General features: G+C 48.8%; 13 protein-coding genes. 8 read left to right on the forward strand and 5 right to left on the reverse strand.

All coding sequences use genetic code 11. The annotated features are described in order from the left end of the window. Positions 1 to 138 precede the first annotated feature (138 nt). Together SO_RS00335 and pbpC are read left to right on the forward strand one after the other, a co-directional pair. Complete coding sequence (locus tag SO_RS00335; protein WP_238560534.1) at positions 139 to 5,853, forward strand: alpha-2-macroglobulin family protein; 5,715 nt, start codon at positions 139 to 141, stop codon at positions 5,851 to 5,853. Further along, the gene (pbpC, locus tag SO_RS00340) at positions 5,850 to 8,132 is read left to right on the forward strand and encodes a penicillin-binding protein 1C (protein WP_011070480.1); all 2,283 of its coding nucleotides are present in this window, start codon (positions 5,850 to 5,852) and stop codon (positions 8,130 to 8,132) included. Before SO_RS00335 ends, pbpC begins: the two co-directional genes overlap by 4 nt. Before the next feature lie 24 nt (positions 8,133 to 8,156). Here pbpC and SO_RS00345 read toward each other — a convergent pair whose 3' ends face one another. The 4 genes from SO_RS00345 to SO_RS00360 form a co-directional block, all read right to left on the reverse strand. Beyond that, complete coding sequence (locus SO_RS00345; protein ID WP_011070481.1) at positions 8,157 to 8,402, reverse strand: hypothetical protein; 246 nt, start codon at positions 8,400 to 8,402, stop codon at positions 8,157 to 8,159. 57 nt (positions 8,403 to 8,459) lie between these two features. Continuing rightward, entirely contained in the window at positions 8,460 to 9,599 is a 1,140-nt protein-coding gene (locus tag SO_RS00350) for an ABC transporter permease (protein ID WP_011070482.1), read from the reverse strand. A 97-nt stretch (positions 9,600 to 9,696) separates the two neighbouring features. Next, complete coding sequence (locus SO_RS00355) at positions 9,697 to 10,431, reverse strand: ABC transporter ATP-binding protein (protein WP_011070483.1); 735 nt, start codon at positions 10,429 to 10,431, stop codon at positions 9,697 to 9,699. 2 nt (positions 10,432 to 10,433) lie between these two features. Continuing rightward, positions 10,434 to 12,053 (reverse strand): alpha/beta hydrolase, encoded by a 1,620-nt coding sequence (locus SO_RS00360; protein WP_011070484.1) that lies wholly within the window; start codon positions 12,051 to 12,053, stop codon positions 10,434 to 10,436. A 92-nt stretch (positions 12,054 to 12,145) separates the two neighbouring features. Here SO_RS00360 and SO_RS00365 point away from each other — a divergent pair, with 92 nt between their 5' ends. The 6 genes from SO_RS00365 (at position 12,146) to SO_RS00390 (ending at position 19,810) form a co-directional block, all read left to right on the forward strand. Then, a complete protein-coding gene (locus SO_RS00365; RefSeq protein ID WP_011070485.1) occupies positions 12,146 to 12,517 on the forward strand; it encodes a GntR family transcriptional regulator in 372 nt (123 codons plus the stop codon). A 40-nt stretch (positions 12,518 to 12,557) separates the two neighbouring features. Next, positions 12,558 to 13,421: an ABC transporter ATP-binding protein gene (locus SO_RS00370; RefSeq protein ID WP_011070486.1), complete on the forward strand. Its 864-nt coding sequence runs from the start codon at positions 12,558 to 12,560 to the stop codon at positions 13,419 to 13,421. Further along, entirely contained in the window at positions 13,418 to 14,725 is a 1,308-nt protein-coding gene (locus SO_RS00375; RefSeq protein ID WP_011070487.1) for an ABC transporter permease, read from the forward strand. The genes SO_RS00370 and SO_RS00375 overlap by 4 nt, the downstream gene beginning before the upstream one ends. 128 nt (positions 14,726 to 14,853) lie before the next feature. Further along, positions 14,854 to 16,647, forward strand: a complete 1,794-nt coding sequence (locus SO_RS00380; RefSeq protein ID WP_011070488.1) for an AMP-dependent synthetase/ligase — start codon at positions 14,854 to 14,856, stop codon at positions 16,645 to 16,647. Between the two features lie 140 nt (positions 16,648 to 16,787). Next, positions 16,788 to 19,274, forward strand: coding sequence for a toxin-antitoxin system YwqK family antitoxin (locus tag SO_RS00385; protein WP_011070489.1), 2,487 nt, complete (start codon positions 16,788 to 16,790; stop codon positions 19,272 to 19,274). 119 nt (positions 19,275 to 19,393) lie between these two features. After that, the gene (locus tag SO_RS00390; RefSeq protein ID WP_011070490.1) at positions 19,394 to 19,810 is read left to right on the forward strand and encodes an acyl-CoA thioesterase; all 417 of its coding nucleotides are present in this window, start codon (positions 19,394 to 19,396) and stop codon (positions 19,808 to 19,810) included. On the opposite strand, the gene SO_RS00395 is transcribed toward SO_RS00390, so the two are convergent. Then, entirely contained in the window at positions 19,802 to 20,605 is an 804-nt protein-coding gene (locus SO_RS00395; RefSeq protein WP_011070491.1) for a hypothetical protein, read from the reverse strand. The genes SO_RS00390 and SO_RS00395 overlap by 9 nt on opposite strands. Positions 20,606 to 20,639 lie beyond the last annotated feature (34 nt).

Consider the following 20,639-nt stretch of genomic DNA (forward strand, 5'->3'; position numbering starts at 1 on the left):
AATTCCGAATTCTCCTACATTGGTGGGTTTGGCTAATGCTCCCTTAATTGTTCTATATTACGCGGCTTGTTTGGGGGTTTAACTTAGTATTGGTCATTCTGCAATTGATGCATCCGTGGGGATGTTGGAAAAGGTGGAATGTTGGAGAAGTTAGGGATGAAGGCTCTGTTAGCAAATATCTTTGGTCATTGGCAATCACCACCTTGGATGCATTGGTGTAAAGCCCATCCAGGTAAAAGTATAGGTAGCTTATTAGCCCTATTACTCGTCTCTGCTGGCCTATGGACAGCATGGGATTGGTATCAGCATTTACCTCAGCCACAGACAGTGCAGTCGAGCATATTCGCACCATCATTGACTAACTATGAGGCTGATAAGCCTGAGGTTGCACCGCTAGTTATTCGTTTTAGCGATTCAGTTGCCCCCCTCGATAATATTGGTAAACCCTTGAATAAGGGTATCAAATTGAGCCCTGAGATTGCAGGGCAATGGCGTTGGTCTAGTGATAAACATTTAGAGTTTCAACCTGACGCTGACTGGCCGGTGGATAAAACCTACAGTCTCACTTTGGATGGTGATGCATTATTAGCCAGCCATATCCTGCTGGATAACTATATTTTTGAGTTTAAGACAGCTCCTTTCAGCGCCAAAATTAGCGATGCGCGCCTTTACTACGAACCGAATCAGCCAAATATTCAAAAGGTTGTCGCAACCGTTCATTTTAGTCATCCCGTCGCAACTCAGACGGTAAAGTCGGCGTTATCTGTAGTGTTAAGCCCTGGTTTAACCTATAGCCAAGGCAGCGATTATCAACTGACCTTCGATGATAAACACTTAAATGCTTATATTCATACTGCGCCGTTAGCGACACCATTAGAGCCGAGTACGGTTAAATTAGAACTGAGTAATAAAATTAAAGCGGCTTTCGGTGGTAATGCGGCCGAAGAAGACAGTACTGAGGTGAGTGTTCCTGGGCGTTATCAGTTAAGTTTTTCCGCTGCTCAAATTAGTTTCGCCAAAAACGATCAAGAAGAGCCCGAGCCTGTATTAACCATGGAGAGTTCTCGTCCAGTGGCGGATGCGGCACTTAAGGGTAAGGTCGAGGCTTGGCTGCTGCCGCCAAAAGATCCACAAGGAAATACCTATTGGGGTACTCAAAACATCACTGATACTGTGTTGCGCAAAGCATCAAAAGTGACTTTGATCCAAAACCCAGGACCTGAAGGGCTTAATCAGTTACATAGTTTTAAATTTCAAGCACCTGTTGGTCGTTATCTTGCTGTTAGGGTCGCTAAGCATGTGGAAGGCCAAGGGGGCTATTTGTCCCGTGATGCTGCTTTTTCTGTGGTGCGAATGCCTGAATATCCAAAGGCGCTTGCGTTCCTCGGCGAGGGGGCTCTGCTGACGTTAAATGATGATCAGCGTTTAGGCTATCTCGTGAGAGGTGTTGCAGATGTCAGGATTGAGGTTGCTCAACTGTTGCCCGACCAAATTCATCAACTGGTCGATGAGGATTCGGGTATTTTCAAGGTTCAGTATTTTAACAATAACCTCTTCGATCGATTGGTCACACGTACCGAAATAATCCAAAAATTTGTCACGGATGACCCCGCTAAAACCTCCTATGGTGAGGTCGATCTTAAATCCTACTTTGCTGATAAGCGCGGCATTTTTGTGCTTAAGTTGACATCCGCCGAAGATCATAATGACGATACCTTCGATTATTATCCACGTGAAGCACATGATTTACGTTTTGTCGTCGTAACCGATATGGGGATTTTGGCTAAGCGCAGTGTCGACGGCAGCTTGGATATATTTGTGCAGTCTTTATCCCAGGGGCTACCGATTGCCAATGCTAAGGTGGACGTAGTTGGGCGCAACGGTCTGTCGGTGGCGGAAGGATTTACTGATCTAGGCGGCCATGTCCATTTGCCTAAATTAGGCCAATTGCGCCGTGAAAAAAGACCGCTCTTCTATCGAGTAGAAAAAGCCGGCGATGTTTCATTCTTGCCGATAGGCGACTGGCGCCGCGAGCTTGATATGTCGCGTTTTGATATTGGCGGTAGCAACGAGAGTGAAGATCCAAATACGCTGAGTGCCTACTTGTTTACTGACCGAGGATTATATCGCCCTGGTGAAACCGCCCACGTGGCTAGTTTAGTCAGGAGCCAGAGTTGGGGCGCTTCTTTAGATGGCTTGCCTGTCAAAATGGTGGTGACCGATCCGCGTGGCATTGATGTATTAGATCGTACCTTTAATTTAGATTCGAGTGGTTTTAATAGCTTGGATTTTAGTAGTACAGAAGCCGCCGTTGCGGGTGAGTACACTGCGAGCCTGTCATTAATTCGCGATAAACATAATTTGACTCGTTTGGGCGAGGAGAGCTTTAAAGTTCGCGATTTTGAACCCGACCGGATCAAGGTCAGAGTCACGCTTGGCGCAACCGAAAGCGGCACCAGCATCGGTTGGTTAAAACCCGAAGAGGTGTCGGCAAAAGTTCAGGCTGAGCAACTGTTTGGTGGACCTGCAGGTGATCGACGCGTGACTGGCGAAATGGTGTTGTCGCCCACGGATATTAGTTTTAAAGAATTGCCTGGTTATTACTTTGGCGTACAGGGGGAGCTGAAGGAATCCTTCCGTGAGACCCTCGCGGAAGCGAAAACCAATGAGGAAGGTGTTGCTGGGCTTAATCTAGCCTTAGATCGGTTTGGACAAACGACATTCAAGTTACATTTGCTCGCAAAAGTGTATGAGGCTGGCTCAGGTAGAAATGTGAGCGCTCAAGATAAGGCATTGGTCTCGAACGCCGATTTCCTGCTGGGTTATAAAGCCGATGGGGATTTGGGTTTTATAAGTAAAGATGGGGAGCGGCATCTTAAGTTAGTGGCTGTGGGGCAAGATTTAAAACCTCGAGTCACACAACTTCAGGCGGAGCGTATTGCTCGGCGTTGGGTCTCCGTGTTGGTGAAACAACGTGATGGCACCTATCGTTACGAGTCTCGTCGTAAAGATGAGCTATTAGAAAGCAATACCTTGCAACTTAATAAGGGGCAACTCGATATTGCGCTCGATACAAGTGAACCCGGTGATTACCAACTCAGGTTCATTGATGCCGAGGGGCATCAGCTTAACCAAATTGACTATAGTGTTGCAGGTCAAGGAAATGCGAGCCGTGCCTTGGAGCGTAATGCTGAACTCCAGCTCAAGTTAGACAAAGATGAGTATCAGCCCGGTGAGATGATCAATATCGCGATTCAAGCACCCTATACTGGTGCTGGTCTTATTACCATTGAGCGAGATAAAGTTTATGCATTTGAATGGTTTAATGCAGACAGTAGTCGCTCTGTGCAGTCAATTCAATTACCCGAGGGCATAGAAGGCAACGCCTATGTGAACGTGCAGTTCTTGCGTGCGCCGGATTCTGATGAGATTTTTATGAGTCCGTTATCCTATGGGGTGAAACCCATTAAGATCGATCTCGGCGCGCGTCGTCAGCCCTTGTCGTTAAGTCTGCCGGAGCAGATGAAGCCGGGTAATGATCTCAAAATAGCCTTGAACTTGCCTACGGACTCAAAAGTCGTGGTCTTTGGGGTGGATGAAGGCATATTACAGGTCGCCCGCTATAAGGCTCCCGATCCATTAGGACACTTTTTTGCGAAAAAGGCATTGACGGTAAACTCGAGCCAAATTTTAGACTTGTTATTACCGGATCTTAACGTGTTAATGCGTAATGCCGCACCGGGTGGCGACGCAGAAGCGTTGCTTGCTGCCAATTTAAATCCCTTTAAGCGTAAGCGCGCATCACCCGTCGTTTATTGGTCTGGATTACAGGATCTCAGTGCCGGTGAACAGCAGTTTAATTACAGTGTGCCCGATACCTTTAATGGAAAAATCCACTTTTTTGCGGTCAGTGTGACAGACAGCAATATGGGGGTGGCGGAAGCTTCGGTAAACGTGAAGGCGCCTGTTGTGATGACTCCGAACGTGCCCGCGTTTATGGCTCCGGGTGATGAGGCTGAAATCACATTGGGTCTCTATAACACTGAGTCTACGTCTACCCATGTCCAAGTGGCGTTGTCTTTGGAGGGGGGATTAGCACCGTTAGCGGGGGCTGAGCAATCATTCGACATTCTGCCAGGGCAAGAGGTAACGGCACGTTTTACACTCAAGGCAATTGAGCCTTTAGGGGAGGCGAAGTTACATTGGATGCTCAAGGGGGAACAAGGAGACTTCAAGATTGGAGAGAGCATTTCTATCCGGCCCCTGACAACGCATCGTGTACAACTACAGACGGCAGTATTGGATAGTGCAGAGAAGCAATTATCGCTGGAACGGCAGTTATTTGAGCCGTTTAGTCGCAAAGAGGCCGGACTTCAAAGCAGTCCCTTGGTCTGGGCGCAGGGCTTAAGTGCTTATCTTGAGAGTTATCCCCATGCTTGCACCGAACAGCTGGTGTCTAAATCGGTTCCTGCACTGGTATTGGGAAAACCGCAGGATAATTTATCAGCCTTTAATCAACTGATGACTCAACTCCGTAGCCGCCAGAACAGTGAAGGTGCCTTCGGTGGCTGGGCGGCTAATCCCGTTGTAGAACCTATGGTCACCCTGTACGTCGTGGATATGTTATTGGATGCCCAAGGTAACGGTTATGCTGTACCGCAGGATATGTTAGACAGAGCCAATGGCTATTTATCTGAACTGAGCAGCAGCCCAAGTAGTGGTTTAAGCGAGTTACGTCAGCGTGCCTATGGCGCTTATCTCTTGGCCCGCCAAGGAGTGCAGGTCAGTGGTGCTCTGGCCGATATTCGCGATCGATTACAGCGTTATTATCCTAAAGACTGGCAGTCGGATATTGCGAGCGCTTGGCTAGCAGCGAGTTTTACACTTATGCAGCAACAGACGTTGGCTAAGCCGCTTTGGGACGCGCAAGTATGGGAATTAATGCAGAAAACGCCAAAGCATCTTGATCTGTATTTAGATCCTTTAGTTCATGATGCTCAGTTATTGACCCTAGTCGCCCGTCACGCCCCAGAACGCCTTGCTAAGCTACCTGAGGGATTGTTAGAACGTGTGGGTAACTGGTTATCGGCACAACGCTATACCTCTCTATCTGCAGGCACGTTAGTGCGGGCGCTGGCTGCCTACGATCAGCAAGCGACCAGTGGTGAGTTGACGTTAACAGCACAAGTGGCGGACAAGTGGATCATTCAGAGTCTGCCTAAGGCTGAGTTACCGTTTACTACCAATAAGATCAAAGTCCAAAAGACGGGTGATGCTGATGCTTTCTACATGTCGATGGAATCCGGTTTCGATAAGCAGCCCGTTGCCGCATTCAGTCACGGTTTAGAGGTGAGTCGCGATTACTTAGACCTGAAGGGACAGCCGCTTAAGGGATTGAAAGTCGGTGAGGAGTTCTTGGTTCGGTTAAGGCTGCGTGCGACATCCTTTGAACAACTGGAACAGGTCGTCGTTATCGATTTGCTTCCAGGCGGCGTTGAGCCTGTATACCGAGATAAAGAGGTGGTTATGGTTGTTACCGTTGTTCAAGAAGGTGAAGAAGGCGAAGAAAGTGATGAAGAAGGTGACGGCGAAGAAGGCGAAGCTTTCAATGGCTGGCAGCCGCCGATAGGTGTTGGTGAACAGAGTGATTGGTCCCCTACATGGCTCAATGTCCGTGAGGATCGAGTCGTATTGTATGGTACGGCTAGCCGTGATGTGGGAACGTTTACTTATAAAGCACGCGCCACCAATGCTGGTCATTTCCAAGTGCCTGCACCCTATGCAGAAGGGCTGTATGATCCTCTGCAACAAGCACTAGGAAAAGGTAGTGAATTAGTCATCTCGGCGCCATGAGATCCGTTTACTTAGCCATAGTCGCCCTAGCCGTCATTTTGCTAGGGCTTAGGCTTTGGCCCGCGCAACCATTGAGTCAGCTGATGCCCAGTTCTCGTGAGGTGTTGGCTGCTGATGGGTCGTTATTGCGCTTAACCTTAGCCAGTGATGGCCAATATCGACTATGGCAAGATTTAGAGGATATCTCTCCAACCATGATTCAGGTCATGCTGTTGAAGGAGGATCGCTATTTCTACTATCACCTCGGTGTTAATCCTGTCGCATTAGTACGTGCCACCTTCGCCACTTATGTTGATGGTGATCGTCAAGGTGGCTCGACGCTGACGATGCAGTTAGTTCGACGAGTTTATGAGATTAACAGCCGATCTGTGCTGGGTAAGTTGGAGCAGATCTTGGCGGCGTTTTGGTTAGAGGCTCGCTACAGTAAACGTGAACTATTAGAGGCTTATCTTAACCTCGCGCCCATGGGGGGAAATATCGAGGGCGTTGGTGCTGCGAGTCAGATTTACTTTCATAAAGTAGCTGGTGAGCTGTCTTTGAGCGAGGCTTTGAGCCTTGCGGTGATGCCCCAGAGTCCAGCGCGTCGAGCACGATTTCAGGCTGATTTTCAAGCGGCAAGAGATAGACTGGCGCTATTTTGGCAGCAGACTTATCCGGATGATCCTCGTAATCAAGGTCTGCAGGTATTGACGGCTCTCGGTGCTGAACGTAACGAGCTGCCTTTTAAGGCGCCTCATTTTGCGCGTCGACAGCTACGCCAAGACGCAAGGATTGTTCACACAACAATAGAGCCTAAGTTACAAGCACTGCTAGAACTGCGCATTCGTCAGTATATTACGAGTAAGCGCCATTTAGGGGTGAATAATGCGACCGCGCTGTTGATCGATACCCGTGATCAGGCGATTAAGGCTTGGGTGGGCTCTGCTGATTTTTTTAATCCCATGATTTATGGTCAGGTTGATGGTGTTACCGCCCGCCGCTCCCCAGGTTCGACGCTCAAACCCTTCCTCTATGCTTTAGGTTTAGATCAGGGGATTATTCATCCCCAGAGCATACTTAAAGATGCCCCAATGGCTTTTGGAAGTTTCGAGCCGGAGAATTTCGACCATCGATTCACTGGCCCTATTAGTGCTCGAGATGCTTTGATCAAAAGCCGTAATCTCCCTGCCGTGTGGCTTGCGGGGCAGTTGACTGATCCTAATTTGTACGGTTTTTTACGACAAGCCCAGATATTTGGATTAAGACAGGAAAGCCATTATGGATTGGCGCTTGCCTTAGGGGGAGGCGAGCTAACGATGATGGAACTTGGCAGGCTCTACCTTATGCTGGCAAGCGAAGGTCGTTATTATCCCTTACGGGAGCGGACGGAGCAGCCCATTAATCCGCCGAGCATGCAGTTATTGAGTCCTGCAGCGAGTTTTCTGGTGTTGGATATGCTAAAAGACAATCCTCGTGCCGATGGGTTGCCAAGGCAGGGCTGGCGTGTGGCTTGGAAGACGGGGACCTCTTGGGGATTCCATGATGCGTGGAGCGCAGGGGTAGCAGGCCCCTATGTGTTGGTGGTCTGGGTGGGCAATTTCGATGCGACACCCAATGCTGCGTTTATCGGGGCAGAAATCGCAGGGCCATTATTCTTTAACATCACTGATGCTTTGCAGGCAAGCCTGCCGAGTACCGCTGATAGAATCTGGGCACCACCGAATACCGTAAAAAAAGTGAACATCTGTGCTGAGTCTGGTGAGTTACCTAACCTGTGGTGCCCTAAAGTGATCGAGGGATGGTTTATTCCGGGCGTCTCACCCGTCAAAGTGTCAACGCTACATCGTCCTGTTTGGGTGGATAACCAAACGGGTATGGCGGTATGTCCACCCTATGACGCCCAAACCCAGCATCAAGAAATCTTTGCCTTCTGGCCTTCGGACATGGCGAGTTTATTTGAGCAGGCGGGGTTACCGCGTAAGTTAGCGCCTCAATTGCCCGAATCGTGTCGTAACGCTATTCAGCTCAGTAACATCGATCCTGTGATTCGTTCCCCTTTGAAAAATGTCACCTATAGCTTGAGGCAAAGTCATTTGCATGAGCATATTGCGTTGCTGGCCGATGCTGCGCCCGATGCGAGCATGTTGTACTGGTTTGTTGGACGGGATCTCATCGGTCAAAGCTTACCTAAGCAAGCCTTAGAATGGCGGCCCTCGACATCGGGTGACTATAAGTTATCAGTCACTGACGATAAGGGCCGTAGTACGAGTTTGAATCTTAATGTCAGCATATTGCACTAAGCCTAATGGTTTTATGCTTAACCCTTAGTTTAGCGCGTTAATCTTTTGCTTTAAGTCGTATTCAGGCTCTGTCACTATTTTTTCCAGCACTTGCACTCGTTCTATAAGTACTTGATTCTTTAGGCTCAACTGGGTGAGTTTATCTTCAAGTTGTCGATTGTTTCCGTCACCCAGTTGGCGCATTTTTAAGTAATGCTTAAACATCTCTGTGGCGCTTACACCGATAATAAAGGTCACCATAATCACCAGTAAGACATATTCGTTTTCCATAACAAACTCCTTAACTCAATATAAGGGCGCGGTGCGCCCTGTAGTCGGGTGATAGTGTTATAAACCGAAGATCACTTTTTCACTCTTTAACGATTTTTCCATGCCGAATGCCAACACTAGGGCGATGGCCAGCGTGCCTAGCGTCGATACTAATAATTGCAGCATGTTCATGTCTTTACCTTTAATAAAGTCCATCAGCGCCTGTTGTTGACCGGATACCGGCAACCACTGCAGTACGTCGGGCGCAATGTTGTAGCTGGCTGCCATCGACAGTGCCAAAGGCACAAACAGCACCATGGTCAGGTAGGACTGTGCTTCCTTAAAGGTTTTGGCCATAAAGGACACAAACAATTGCAAACAGGCAGCCATCAGGGCGACGGGGATACCGACCAATAGCATCAGTGCCATAAACTCACTGGTAATGCTGACGCTAAAGCCGAGTTCCTGCCAAGGCACAAAGGTATAGGCGACCTTAGATACTAATAAAATCAACACTAAACCGAGCAGGGCAAACAGGCCGACAGTGATGATCTTTGAGAGCACTAATTGGCGCGTGGTCAGTGGATGGCTAAGTAACAGTGCCAAGGAGTTACGCTCACGCTCACCGGCGCTGGTGTCGATGGCCAAGTTCATCCCCGAGATAAACACTGAGTAAATCATAGTGAAAATGGCGATACCTAAGATCATCCCGCCCTTAGAGTCGGTCGTGGCTTGGTCGTGCACATTCACTTTTATTGGTTGCACCACGCGAGGGTCGATACCACGGGCGATTAAGCGCAGGCTGCCCATTTCGGCGCTATAGGCCTGTAACTGTTTCTCTAAACGACGAATCGAGTTTTGCAGTTTTTCCTCTGAGTTATCGGCCACGATAGTGATCTCGGCGCCTTTGCCTTGGTTCATTTGCTTGGCATAGTCTGGGCTGATAATCAGCTCGATGGCTTTGAGATCCTTCGCGCCAGCTTCGCCTTGGGTAATGCCCTTATTGGACAAAAATCTCACTAAGTCCGGCGCTTTGTCGGGATTAGTGATGCTGATTTTAAGATCGTCCGGGCTAGTGAGCTGACCGATTAACACCATAAACAGGCCGCACATGATCAGTGGCGTACCGATGGCGTAGTAGAGTCCCGCCATCACAGAGCGTTTATCGCGGGCGGCGTCGATCAGTTCCTTGCGAACCATTGCGATGATTTTATTCATGATTATTCCTTATCCCAAGTTTGTCTGTTCGCCATTAGGTCGAAACAGGCGTTATCGCAATTTGTATAAGTTTTAATGCTGTGTTTGCTGAGTGTCATCATGCGGCAATGCCCTCATCGGTGCCGATCAGCTGGATAAAAGCATCTTCGAGTGAGGCTTTACCCGTTTGTGCGCAAAGTTGCTCTGGGCTGCCGATGGCCACCACTCGGCCTTGCGCCATCACGATCACTTGGTCGCACAGCGCCGCGACTTCCTGCATCACATGGCTGGAAAACAGCACGCAATGCCCTTGGTTTTTAAGGTCGATAAGAATATCCCGCAGCAAACGGGTACTCATTACATCCAGCCCACGGGTCGGTTCGTCGAGGATAATATTGCTCGGGCTGTGGACTATGGCTTGGGCGAGGGCGGTTTTCATTCGTTGCCCTTGGGAGAAGCCTTTACAGCGGCGATCGCTAATATCTTCGAGGCGCAGTTTGGCGATAACCTTGCTGGTGGCTTCCTTGGCGTCGCTTGCAGATAACCCGCTGAGTTCGGCAAAGTAACGGATATATTCCCGCGGTGTGAGGCGCTCATACAGGCCAAATGGATCGGGGAATAAGCCGAGTTGCTGCTTAGCACCTATCGGATCGATGGCGACATCGATACCTTCAATTTCAGCCGTGCCGGTATCGGGTTTCAGCAGGCCAAAAATGGTGCGTAAACAGGTGGTTTTACCGGCGCCATTGGGGCCGAGTAGGCCGGTGATCTGGCCGTTTTCGGCCACAAAACTCAAATCGTTTAAGGCCTGCACTTCGCCGATGTGCTTAGAAAGATGGGATACTTTGATCATAATTACTCCTTGGCTCCAGTGCTGGGCTTATCCTTGGGCTTATCTTTGGCTGAGTTGGTTGCGGCTTCGGTGGTAAGTGGCTCAACCGAGCTGGCGTTTAAATAAAAGCTACGGCGCACATCCTTTTTCAAACATTCACCATCGAGATCTTTAACTGAGCCTGTACGCACTAACTCGGCAACTAAGTTATTTGCGCAGGACTGATAGGCCACGCCATGGGTGGCGTAGGGCGCGATAAAGTGTTTAGCGTTGGTGAGTTTTTCCATGGCAAGCTCACCCCAACTCGGTGGTGTTGCTGGGTCGATTTCACCCGAGAGCAACAGTGTTGGGATGTCGCTCTTGATCGGTTCACTAAAGCTGGCATCGACGGGCGGCACTTTCCACACAGAGCATGATGCTTCCAGGCTTTCGAGCATGGTTTTACCGACATAGGAGGTTTTGGCTTGCTCACGCATCGCAGGAGTGATTCGATGGATGTCTTCTCCACAGACCACGGAGGCGTGCATGCCCATTGCCATGCCTGCACCATCGGTAGTTAAGGCATACAATCCGAGTAGCGGTTGATAGTTACCTTTGGCGGCTTGATGAATTGCATGGGGCACTAAGGCGCGCACATTGGTTTGATACAGCGCCATTCTGATCGCGCCGTAAAACTTCGCACGGGTCATGGTGAGTAAGGTCTTTTCACCTGTGACGGGGTCGTGCACTTGCTCCATGATTGGCCCTTCGGTCAGTCTTGCAACCACTTGGTCAAACTCGGCCTTGAGCTCTGGAAACTTGGCATGGCAGGCCGCGGTTTCTTGGCAGTCTTTAAACAGTAAGTCAAAGCCGCGCTCAATCGCCGAGCCGATTTCTAATACGCTTTGCTGCATCGGCACTATGCCGTCTAAGGTGACAGTGGCTAAATGCTCGGGATACAAGCGCATATAGAGCTGCGCCATGCGTGTGCCGTAGGAAATGCCGTATAAATGCAGCTTTTTGTAGCCTAAATGGGCGCGCACGGCTTCGAAGTCTTTGACGGCGTTAAGGCTGCCGTACTGGGTTACATCGCTACCCGCCAATTGATCTCGGCATTTTTGCGCCTCGGCTAAGCTATCGACATTGTCATCGTTGAAGGCGAGTAAGGATTGTGGGCCTGCATCGCAATTCAATAGGTTTGAGCGGCCAGTACCACGTTGATCAATCAGCAAAATATCTCGCTGCTGGCGCACCTTGTTGAGCACGGTATTAAAGCTTGCCGCGTTATCGATGGCCGATTGCCCTGGGCCGCCAGCGATGGCTAATAGTGCTTCTTCATGGTTGGCATTTTTTACCGCTGGCAGGACAACATAATGCACTTGGATCTGCTTGCCATCAGGCTGATTGGGGTTTTCGGGTACGGTCACAAAGCCGCATTGTAAGCGGTCGGAGACGCCTTCTACATAACAGGTATTCGTGGGGGTTGTTGGAGGAGTTGGTTTATCACTTGCCCAAACCGTTGCGCTACACATGGCGAGCATAAGTGTGCTCAAGCCTATGATTTTGCTGGTTGAAATACGTTTATGCCAGCCTGTGTTTGAGCGCTTAATCGCAACGCAAGCGCTGGCATTATGGGACTTCCTGTGGGTCATGCTATCTCTCATGAGCGCTTTCCTTTTTGCATTTCAGGATGAGTGTGTTACTTTAAATACAGTGTATCGGTGTATCAATGTATTAATACAGTGTGTAAAGCCTAATGTTAGAACTTTTAAATGTCAACCCCAGCAGTGGGGAGCCAATTTACAAGCAATTACACGAGCAAATCGTGCGCTTGATTGTGGGCGGCCAACTGCAAGCGGAAGACGTATTACCTTCAGTACGCCAGATTGCGGAATACCTTGCAGTAAACCCGATGACGGTATCCCGTGCGATTCAGCAATTGGTGGATCAGGGCTGGTTAGAGCGCCGCCGTGGACAGGCGACTCGGGTTGCTGCCCGTACCGAGGCGATGGAATCGGGCGTGAGTCTGCTTGAGCCACAATTAGATGGCTTGTTGGCACAAGCCAAGCAGCTGGGCGTGAGCCTGCCTGAGTTGCTGCAATTGATTAACGAGCGCTGGCAAGCCTAGTCGGCCCAAGCGAAAACGAGAATAAAAAGGACGTAATTCGATGGATCAAGAGTTTCCCCCAATACTTGAGTTTTCTAAGGTAAACAAAGTTTTTCGTGGAAAAAATGGCGTTGAAAAACAGGCGTTAAAGGATCTGTCCTTGCGCTTGTCAGCCGGGATGGTGGTTGGCTTATTGGGGCAAAATGGCGCAGGAAAATCGACCTTAATGCGTTGTGCTTTAGGGATTCTATCGCCCGATTCGGGTGACATCCGCACCTTAGGTGAGACGCCGGAGCAACTCTCATCAGCCGCAAAGGAGCGCCTTGGCTATGTGCCACAGCAACCTTTTGGTTATGAAGGTTTTACCGTCGAGCGCGCCCTCGATTTACACCGCAGCTTTTATCCCCACTGGGACATGCAGTTAGAGCAAGATTGGCTCGCTCGCTTTGAGTTAGATGTGACTCAACAGGTGCAGCGTTTATCGGTTGGGCAAAGGCAATCGCTAGCGTTAATTATGGCAATGGCCTATCGCCCTGAGCTGCTAATCCTCGATGAACCCGTGGCGAGCCTTGATCCTATCGTTAGGCGCAAATTTATGGTCGATTTATTCGACTTAGCCCTCGAATCCGGCTCGGCGGTGTTGTTTTCATCCCATATCACCTCGGATTTAGAGCGGGTCGCGAGTCATGTGGCACTGATTAAACAGGGCGAATTAGTGTTGTTTAAGGAAATCGATGCTCTGCGGGAAGAGGTGCGTCTACTCAAACTGGCGGCGGGCGCTGAGTTGCCTGAGCAGGTGCGCATTTTGAGCCGAGATGGTGATTCTGTGCTGGTGGATAAGGGCGAAGTCGATCTCAATCTCCCTGGCGTGCAGCGAAGCGAGGCGCTTAATTTGGAGCAACTCTTTGTGGAGTTACACAAATGAGTACCGTGAAGTCACTCGTGCAACCTACTGATAAGCCTGCAACAACGCATTCTATCAATCCCTTTAACGGCATGCTGCGCCTGTGGTTATTTGACGTGGGCAGTGTGAGCTTTTTGGGCACCGGATTATTGGGTGTCGTCTTGAGTGTATTTGCGGGATGGGCCGGGCAAAAGGACAGTTTTGATATTTTTGTCGGCATGGGGATTGTCTCTACTTCTGCTGCGGTCGCATGGCAGTTGATTCGACTGATGGCGAATGAGTGCTCAATCTTAATTCCCCGTTATCGGCAAAATATCTTTATCCAGTGCGAGGTGATGCTTATCGGTGTGTTTAGCCTTGCGGTGCTCTTATGTGTATTGTTTGGTTTTAGTGCTAGCCTGTCGTTACTGGTGTTTGCCCAAGGGATAAGCTTAGGTTTTATTCTGTTGTGTCTGCGGCAAACCCAATGGTTTTACTCCTCATTTTTACTCTTTATCTTAGTGCCATTTTCCAGTGCTTTGGCGGAACAAGTGCCACTGTGGTTAAGCTTGGCCCTGTTGTTTGTCTTTGCCGCGTTGATTTGGCGCCGCTGCCTAGTGTTACCTTGGCGGGTTGAGGCGCGCAGTGTGTACCTCAACGGCCTAGAAATGGGCTGGTTTTGGCTGCCTAACCTGCAATCCATGCGGTTTTTGAGCCGTTTCGAGCGTTATTTGCATCCGGTTAACTTTTTTATCGGGCCGATGTTGACCGTATTACTCTTGTTGCTTCCGGTGTTGGCGTTAGTGCTTGGAGTGTTATTCCAGCTGATGCATTGGGATTTTCCGGTGTTACTGCTACTGGCGCAGTTTTGTGTGATCAGCTGTGCGCTGGTGCATTGGAGCCGGGTGCAGCGAGCGCGCGCAACAGCGTTACTGTTGTTGATGCCGGGCTTTGATGGCCGAACGGGGTTAATCAATGCTTTTGCCCGCGGGCAGCAGCGATTGTTGTATCTCATCAGTGTCGGTGTGTTGCTCTGTAGCCTTTTTATTACTTGGCTCAACGGCGAAATGAGTGTGCCATTGCTGGCGCACTTAGTGATAAGCACCTATTGGGCTTGTGCCTTGGTATTAGGGCTAGGTTGTTTGTGCCGCCGCGTGTTACAGGTGAGCCTGACTATGTTGGTGGTGCTGGCACATTCACTTTGGGTATCCCTCAGCTTAGCGATGCAGCATGATGGTCATCTGTACTATTGGTTATTAGGCGATATTTTACTGGCAGTGTTGGGGCAGGTCGCCTTGTTTTGGGGCAGTAAAACGCTATGGCGGATTGATATTGACGGGCTTTAACCACGTAGAAATGACGTGATTTGGGCGACATTTGCACAAGATTAGAGCAAAAACTCTTAGTTTTTAGCTTGCCTTCAGGTAGAATGCTGCAAAAGCGGTACACTTGTAAGCTAAAAGGTGAGGCATTCATGTCGCTCGAACAATATCACGTAATTCGACTATTACAGCAGCAAAGCCAGTCGTTAAAGGAGGCTATTGCGCTGGAAGGTTTTGAAATGGCAGCCCCTTGGCATCAAGTCAGTTGGCAGGCATTTGATGAAATCAGCCATAAAATCGCACAAGTGTTAATTCAACTCGGCGTACAAGTGCAAGACCGCTGCGTGATTCTGTCGCAAAACTGCCCTCAATGGACCTGTGCCGATGTCGGCACCCTGAAAAGCCGCGCCATTGTGGTACCGATTTATCCAACCAGCACTGTCGAGCAGGCGAGCTTTATCGTTAACGATGCTGCTGCCAAGGTGATTTTTGTCGACGATGCCAAGCAATATGCGCTGGCCTGTGAGCTGCAAACGCTTTGCCCGACCTTAGAGCATGTGATTGTGTTCGATGCCGCGGTGCAACTGGCTCAAGATAAACCTCAGCATAAACATTTAGATAGCTTACTGGCGTTGGAATATGACCAAAGTGCTGAGCTCGAACAGCGTTTAAAAGACGCTAATCTCGATGATTTGTTAACCCTGATTTATACCTCCGGCACGACTGGCGACCCTAAGGGCGTGATGCTGGATTACCGCAATATGGCCTCGACTGTGCATCAGCACGATCTGATTTTGCCTTTCAAAACCGGCGATGTGTCTTTGGCTTTCCTGCCGCTTAGCCATGTGTTTGAGCGTGGCTGGAGCTTCTATGTGCTGTGCCGCGGTGGCCGCAATGTGTATTTGCAGAATACCCAAAGAGTAAAAGAGGCGATTAGTGCTGTGCGTCCGCATACCCTATGCGTGGTGCCGCGTTTCCTTGAGAAGGTTTACAGTGCCGTACAGGATAAAGTCGCTAAATCTGCCGAGGGCCGTAAAAAATTATTCGCTTGGGCGATGGGTGTTGGCGAACGTCAGTTTGAAGTCAGCCAAGGCCGTGTTAAGGGCGGTTTGTGGTTATCTTTGCAGTGGCGTTTGGCGAACAAGCTGGTTTACAGCAAGTTGCAGGCTGTACTCGGTGGACGGTTAAAGTTTATGCCCTGTGGCGGTGCTGCACTCGATTTAAATGTGGCGTCTTTCTTCCATGCGATTGGTATTCCTGTGCTTTGTGGTTATGGCATGACCGAAACAAACGCCACAGTGACCTGTAACACCTTAGACAATCGTGTTGCGGGATCAAACGGTAAAGTCTTGCCCGAAATCCAAATTAAGCTGGGTAAGGACGACGAGATTTTAGTCCGTGGCGATACCGTGATGCGCGGTTATTACAATCGCCCTGAAGATACTGCTGCTGCCTTTGAAGACGGCTGGTTAAAGACGGGCGATGCGGGTCGACTCGATGCCCACGGCAATTTATTTATTACCGACCGCATTAAAGAATTAATGAAAACCTCCAACGGCAAATACATTGCGCCGCAGCGGGTTGAGGGCACAGTGGGTCGTTGCCCTTTTATCGAGCAGGTGGCGGTGATTGCCGATGCTCGTAACTATGTGACTGCGCTGATTGTGCCAGCTTTTGAATCTCTCGAAGCGTGGGCGAAGGAAAAGGGCTTAAAGTATGAGTCGCCCATTGAACTCTTGCGTCACAGCCATGTGGTTGAGCATTTTGAACAACGCTTAAAGCATCTACAGCAGGAACTGGCAGGATTTGAGCAAATCAAAAAGTTTACCCTGCTGCCGGAAGCTTTTTCGATGGAGGCGGGGTTAATCACTCCGACGCTTAAGCTGCGCCGCAAAATGATTTATCACAAGTACGTCCATGAAATAAATGCTATGTACAATAATTGATTGTTAAATATTTGATCTCAAAAGGCCGCTTTGCGGCCTTTTTTGTCACTGCTACTTCCTGAAGCATTAAAGTTAGCTTAAAATTCGGCCCGTTTACTGGTGCGCACGAGGCGCAAGGTGTCGGTGTTAAGGGTAGTTAAATGGAACTTTCGATTCGTCGTTTGTGTGCTGCTGTCAGTGCGGTATTGATATCTTCTTTTGCGGTTATTCCTGCTGCGGTTGCAGCGGATTACGACAAAGTGGTTCACGGTCCTGTGGATCTTCCTAATGGTCAATGGCTCGATTTCTATCAAAAAGATCAGCAGGTATGGAGCGAAATGCTCTATGGCGATGCGCCCGGAGTTCGCATCGACGATTACGGCCGCGCTGAAATCGTGGCGGTTTTTTACCATGACTTCGATAAGGGCGGTACTAAGGAAGTTATCGTCATGCTCAAGGATGCCGATGGTCAGCATCTGCGGGGTTATGGCTTTGAGGGTGAAGAGCTGACCAAACTGCCGCGCCTGCAAGCCGTGCTTGATGAGGTTGCGCCTAGTATTACCACCTTTACTGTTGGTGGGGTTCGCAAGGTGTTAAGTCAGTTACCACCACAGCAGTATCGTATGACCTATGAGGCCGAAGGGGTAAAAGATCCTGAAATCAAAGCGATTCTCGACGGTACCTCCAAGCATAAACCGACCCTAATCGGTTATCGAAATTCAGAAGGCGCAGCAACGGATGTGAAAACGGCCGTTGAGTACAAACTGCGTTATCCCGTGACTCGCACTGATAAAGATGCCGAGGGTCGCGAACGCCAATATAGTCTGGTTGCTACCTTTGATCGCAGTGCCTACGTCGAAGAAGATGGCAGTTTTATGTTGGTCGCCATTGGTTATGAGGCCGACGATGCCAACTGGTTGAAAAGTGGTGGCGCCAAAATCCCCCGTACTGGTCCATTTTACGAATTTATGAGTATGGGCAGTAGTTGGGCAGGGGTGGCCAGTGAAGCCAATTATGTACAAGGCGAACTTGATGGTCACTTCGCCGCCTATGATGCTCGCAATGGCAGTGTGATGTATGCCGGTGACTATAAGCTGGGTAAACAAGTCGGTAAGTGGATGGAAGCCGACAGTCGTGAAACCTATTGGGAAGGTGAGTACCTCGACGGTAAAAAACAGGGTAAATGGGTTTTACAGTCAGTCATGGATGATGCCGACAACTATGGTTTTATCCATTACAACCAGGGCGTGCCCGATGGCCCGAGCGAAATTTATACCCCTGATTACGATTCGGGCACCGAAGGCGCGAAGAAATTGTCCGAAAAGGGCATTTATCTTAATGGCGTAAAAGACGGTGAATGGCTTGAGGCTGATGGCAGCAAAGGCCAATACCAAAAGGGTGTTAAACAAGGCGCTTGGGTTGAAAAACTCACCCAAGGGGATTATCGCTTTCAAACCGGTGAAGGCAACTACCTCGATGGTAAACGCTCAGGCCTTTGGGTATATATCCGAACACCAGATGCCAACGATGCCTTTACCACCAAGCAATCAGTGACTTATCTCTACAAGACCGAAGTCAACTATGAGAATGGCCTGCGCCAAGGTGAGGCAAAGTTATTTAATAAAGATAATTTTATGTTCGCCCTCAAACATTACGATAAGGGCAGACTCCACGGTGAAAGTTTATGGTATTCAGCGCCGAATATTGTCAGCAATGTTGCCAATTATCGTCAAGGGGAGTTAGATGGCCTGCAAATGTGGCTCGAGCCTAACGGCGATCTCAATCAGTTAAGTCATTATAAGTTCAATGCAGCGGTAAAACTTAAGCCGTCGCAGGATGAATGTATGATGCGAAAAGAGCCCTATGCCGGCGATTGTGAGGGTGTGTTAAACTCAAAAAATACCGAGACTAGCTCGATTAAAGATGGTGAGCAGCGAGTGTATTATGGCGGCCAGCTATCCGAATTAGCCTATTACACTAATGGGTCAGTCGATAAAGAATATCGATTCGATTCCAACGGCCGTTTAAAGTATTTCAAGACCTATAAAGCGGGCAAGGAATACGGCCCAAGTATCAGTTATTCCACCGATGGTGGTTACTCACTCTCTCAATATAGTCATCTTATCAATAACCGTCTCTCCGGCCCCCATTACAGTTTTTATCCAAATGGACAGATTAAGAATATCTGGAACTACTGCCAGCAAGAAGGCGAAACCTTGAACGGTGAACCTTATTTCTGGGATAACGCCATTGCGCGTTGCGGTATCCAGCGGGAATATTTTGATAATGGTGCCGTGAGTTGTATCGAGGATCTCGACAGTAATTATGCCGTGGATAAAGTCTGTTATGACCAGAATGGTAAGTTAGCCAGCGAAATGCTGCGTATTGATGAGCAACATGTGGTCCATAAGCGTTATATCAATGGGGTCATTTATCAGGAGGAACCGGGGTTCTCCGATTCTTCAAATGTGATTAAAGGACGCAAAGTTTATTACTTAGAAAACCCCAAAAGCCATGGTGTGTTTAAGTCCTACCGTAACGGTCAGTTAGAATACGAAAAAATCTATGATATGGGTAAAGCCGGCTGTATGAAAAAGTACGATGCTAATGGCAAGCAAACCCCAGACACCGCGAGTTGTCAGTTCTAGGTTTTAGGCTAGTGGTAAGACGTCGTTTAGCTTAGGATAATGGATGAGTTTGGTGGTTTGGCTTTAATGCGATAATCGCCACGCTCTTCCATTAATACAATTATAAAAAGGAAGTTTGCATGTCAGCCACAGAATACAGCCTCGAAATCCAGCCAAGATTCACCGAAACCGATGGCCTAGGCCATATTAACAACACAGTTATCCCAGTCTGGTGCGAGGCAGCACGCACGCCAATCTTTGAGATTTTCAATCCCGAGTTGGATTTACATCAGTGGAATCTGATTGTGGCGGGTTTTACTGTAGCCTTTATCGCGCCGACTTATTACGGCAAGAATGTCACTGTTAAAACCTATGTTAGCCGTATCGGTAATAGCAGTTTTGAACTGACCCAAACCTGTTGGCAAGCGGGCAATAAAACCGCCGAAGTACAAACCACTTTGGTACATTACGATTATCACAGCGAGAAAAGCCGTCCAATTCCTGAAGATATTCGTGGAATGCTCGCTAATCTGAGTGGCCCAAGTGAGTCAAATTAAGCGCCATATTATTACTCGGGGTATAAATCCTATTAATCTGCTATGCAGTTCATGCATTTTTATTGGTGCAGGCACAGGGTTAGGCTCGCATCGGTTTATCCCTTGCTCAAGATAGATAATCACAAAGGTGCAGTTAAGCACGTTAATATCAGCATCTAGGCTCGGGGTGTAGATATCTGCAGGACTAGGGCCACGCCATGTGTCTCTTTGTTCGTGAGTGAGCAGAAACGTTTGCTGAACATGATTGAATTGAACCTGCAATTTTACGCCATCAAAAGTCCAGGTTCCGGTGTGCTGCTCTAGCTCAAAGTTATCATTAATAGGCTTTTCATATTCGAGTACAGCTTGGCTTTGCGGCGTGAGATTAAGGGTTGCATCGCCCGCTGCGCAACGATCTGTTCTGATAAAAGATGATGGTAAGGCTGGTGAAGTCTGCTCGCTATTGCGTAAGTAAATACCGACATTATTTGTACTGAAAAAGTGCTTACCTTCGGCAAATTTATACTCTGTCGGTTCGGTAACGCCTTGGCCTTTTAGGATATTTTTAATATCAGAGATAGCTTGGGTATCTCGATAAGCGGGATTGGTGGCAAGCACCGCATCAGGGAATTCTGCCGGAATAGCAACAGGGCTTTGGCTCACCCGCCAGCCGGATTGTATTAAGGCGGTTTCAATAGCCTTTACTTTTATGGGCTCAACACCTTGAACGATCAAAATGGCTTGGCGTTGTTGGCAGCCGGACAAGAGCGTTAGGCCTACAAGCAGTAAACCATGGCAAAATCGAGATAGCTTCATGTGGTGGCATTCCTTTGCGGCGATATCATTAAGT

This window comes from Shewanella oneidensis MR-1, from assembly GCF_000146165.2.
Taxonomy (GTDB): domain Bacteria; phylum Pseudomonadota; class Gammaproteobacteria; order Enterobacterales; family Shewanellaceae; genus Shewanella; species Shewanella oneidensis.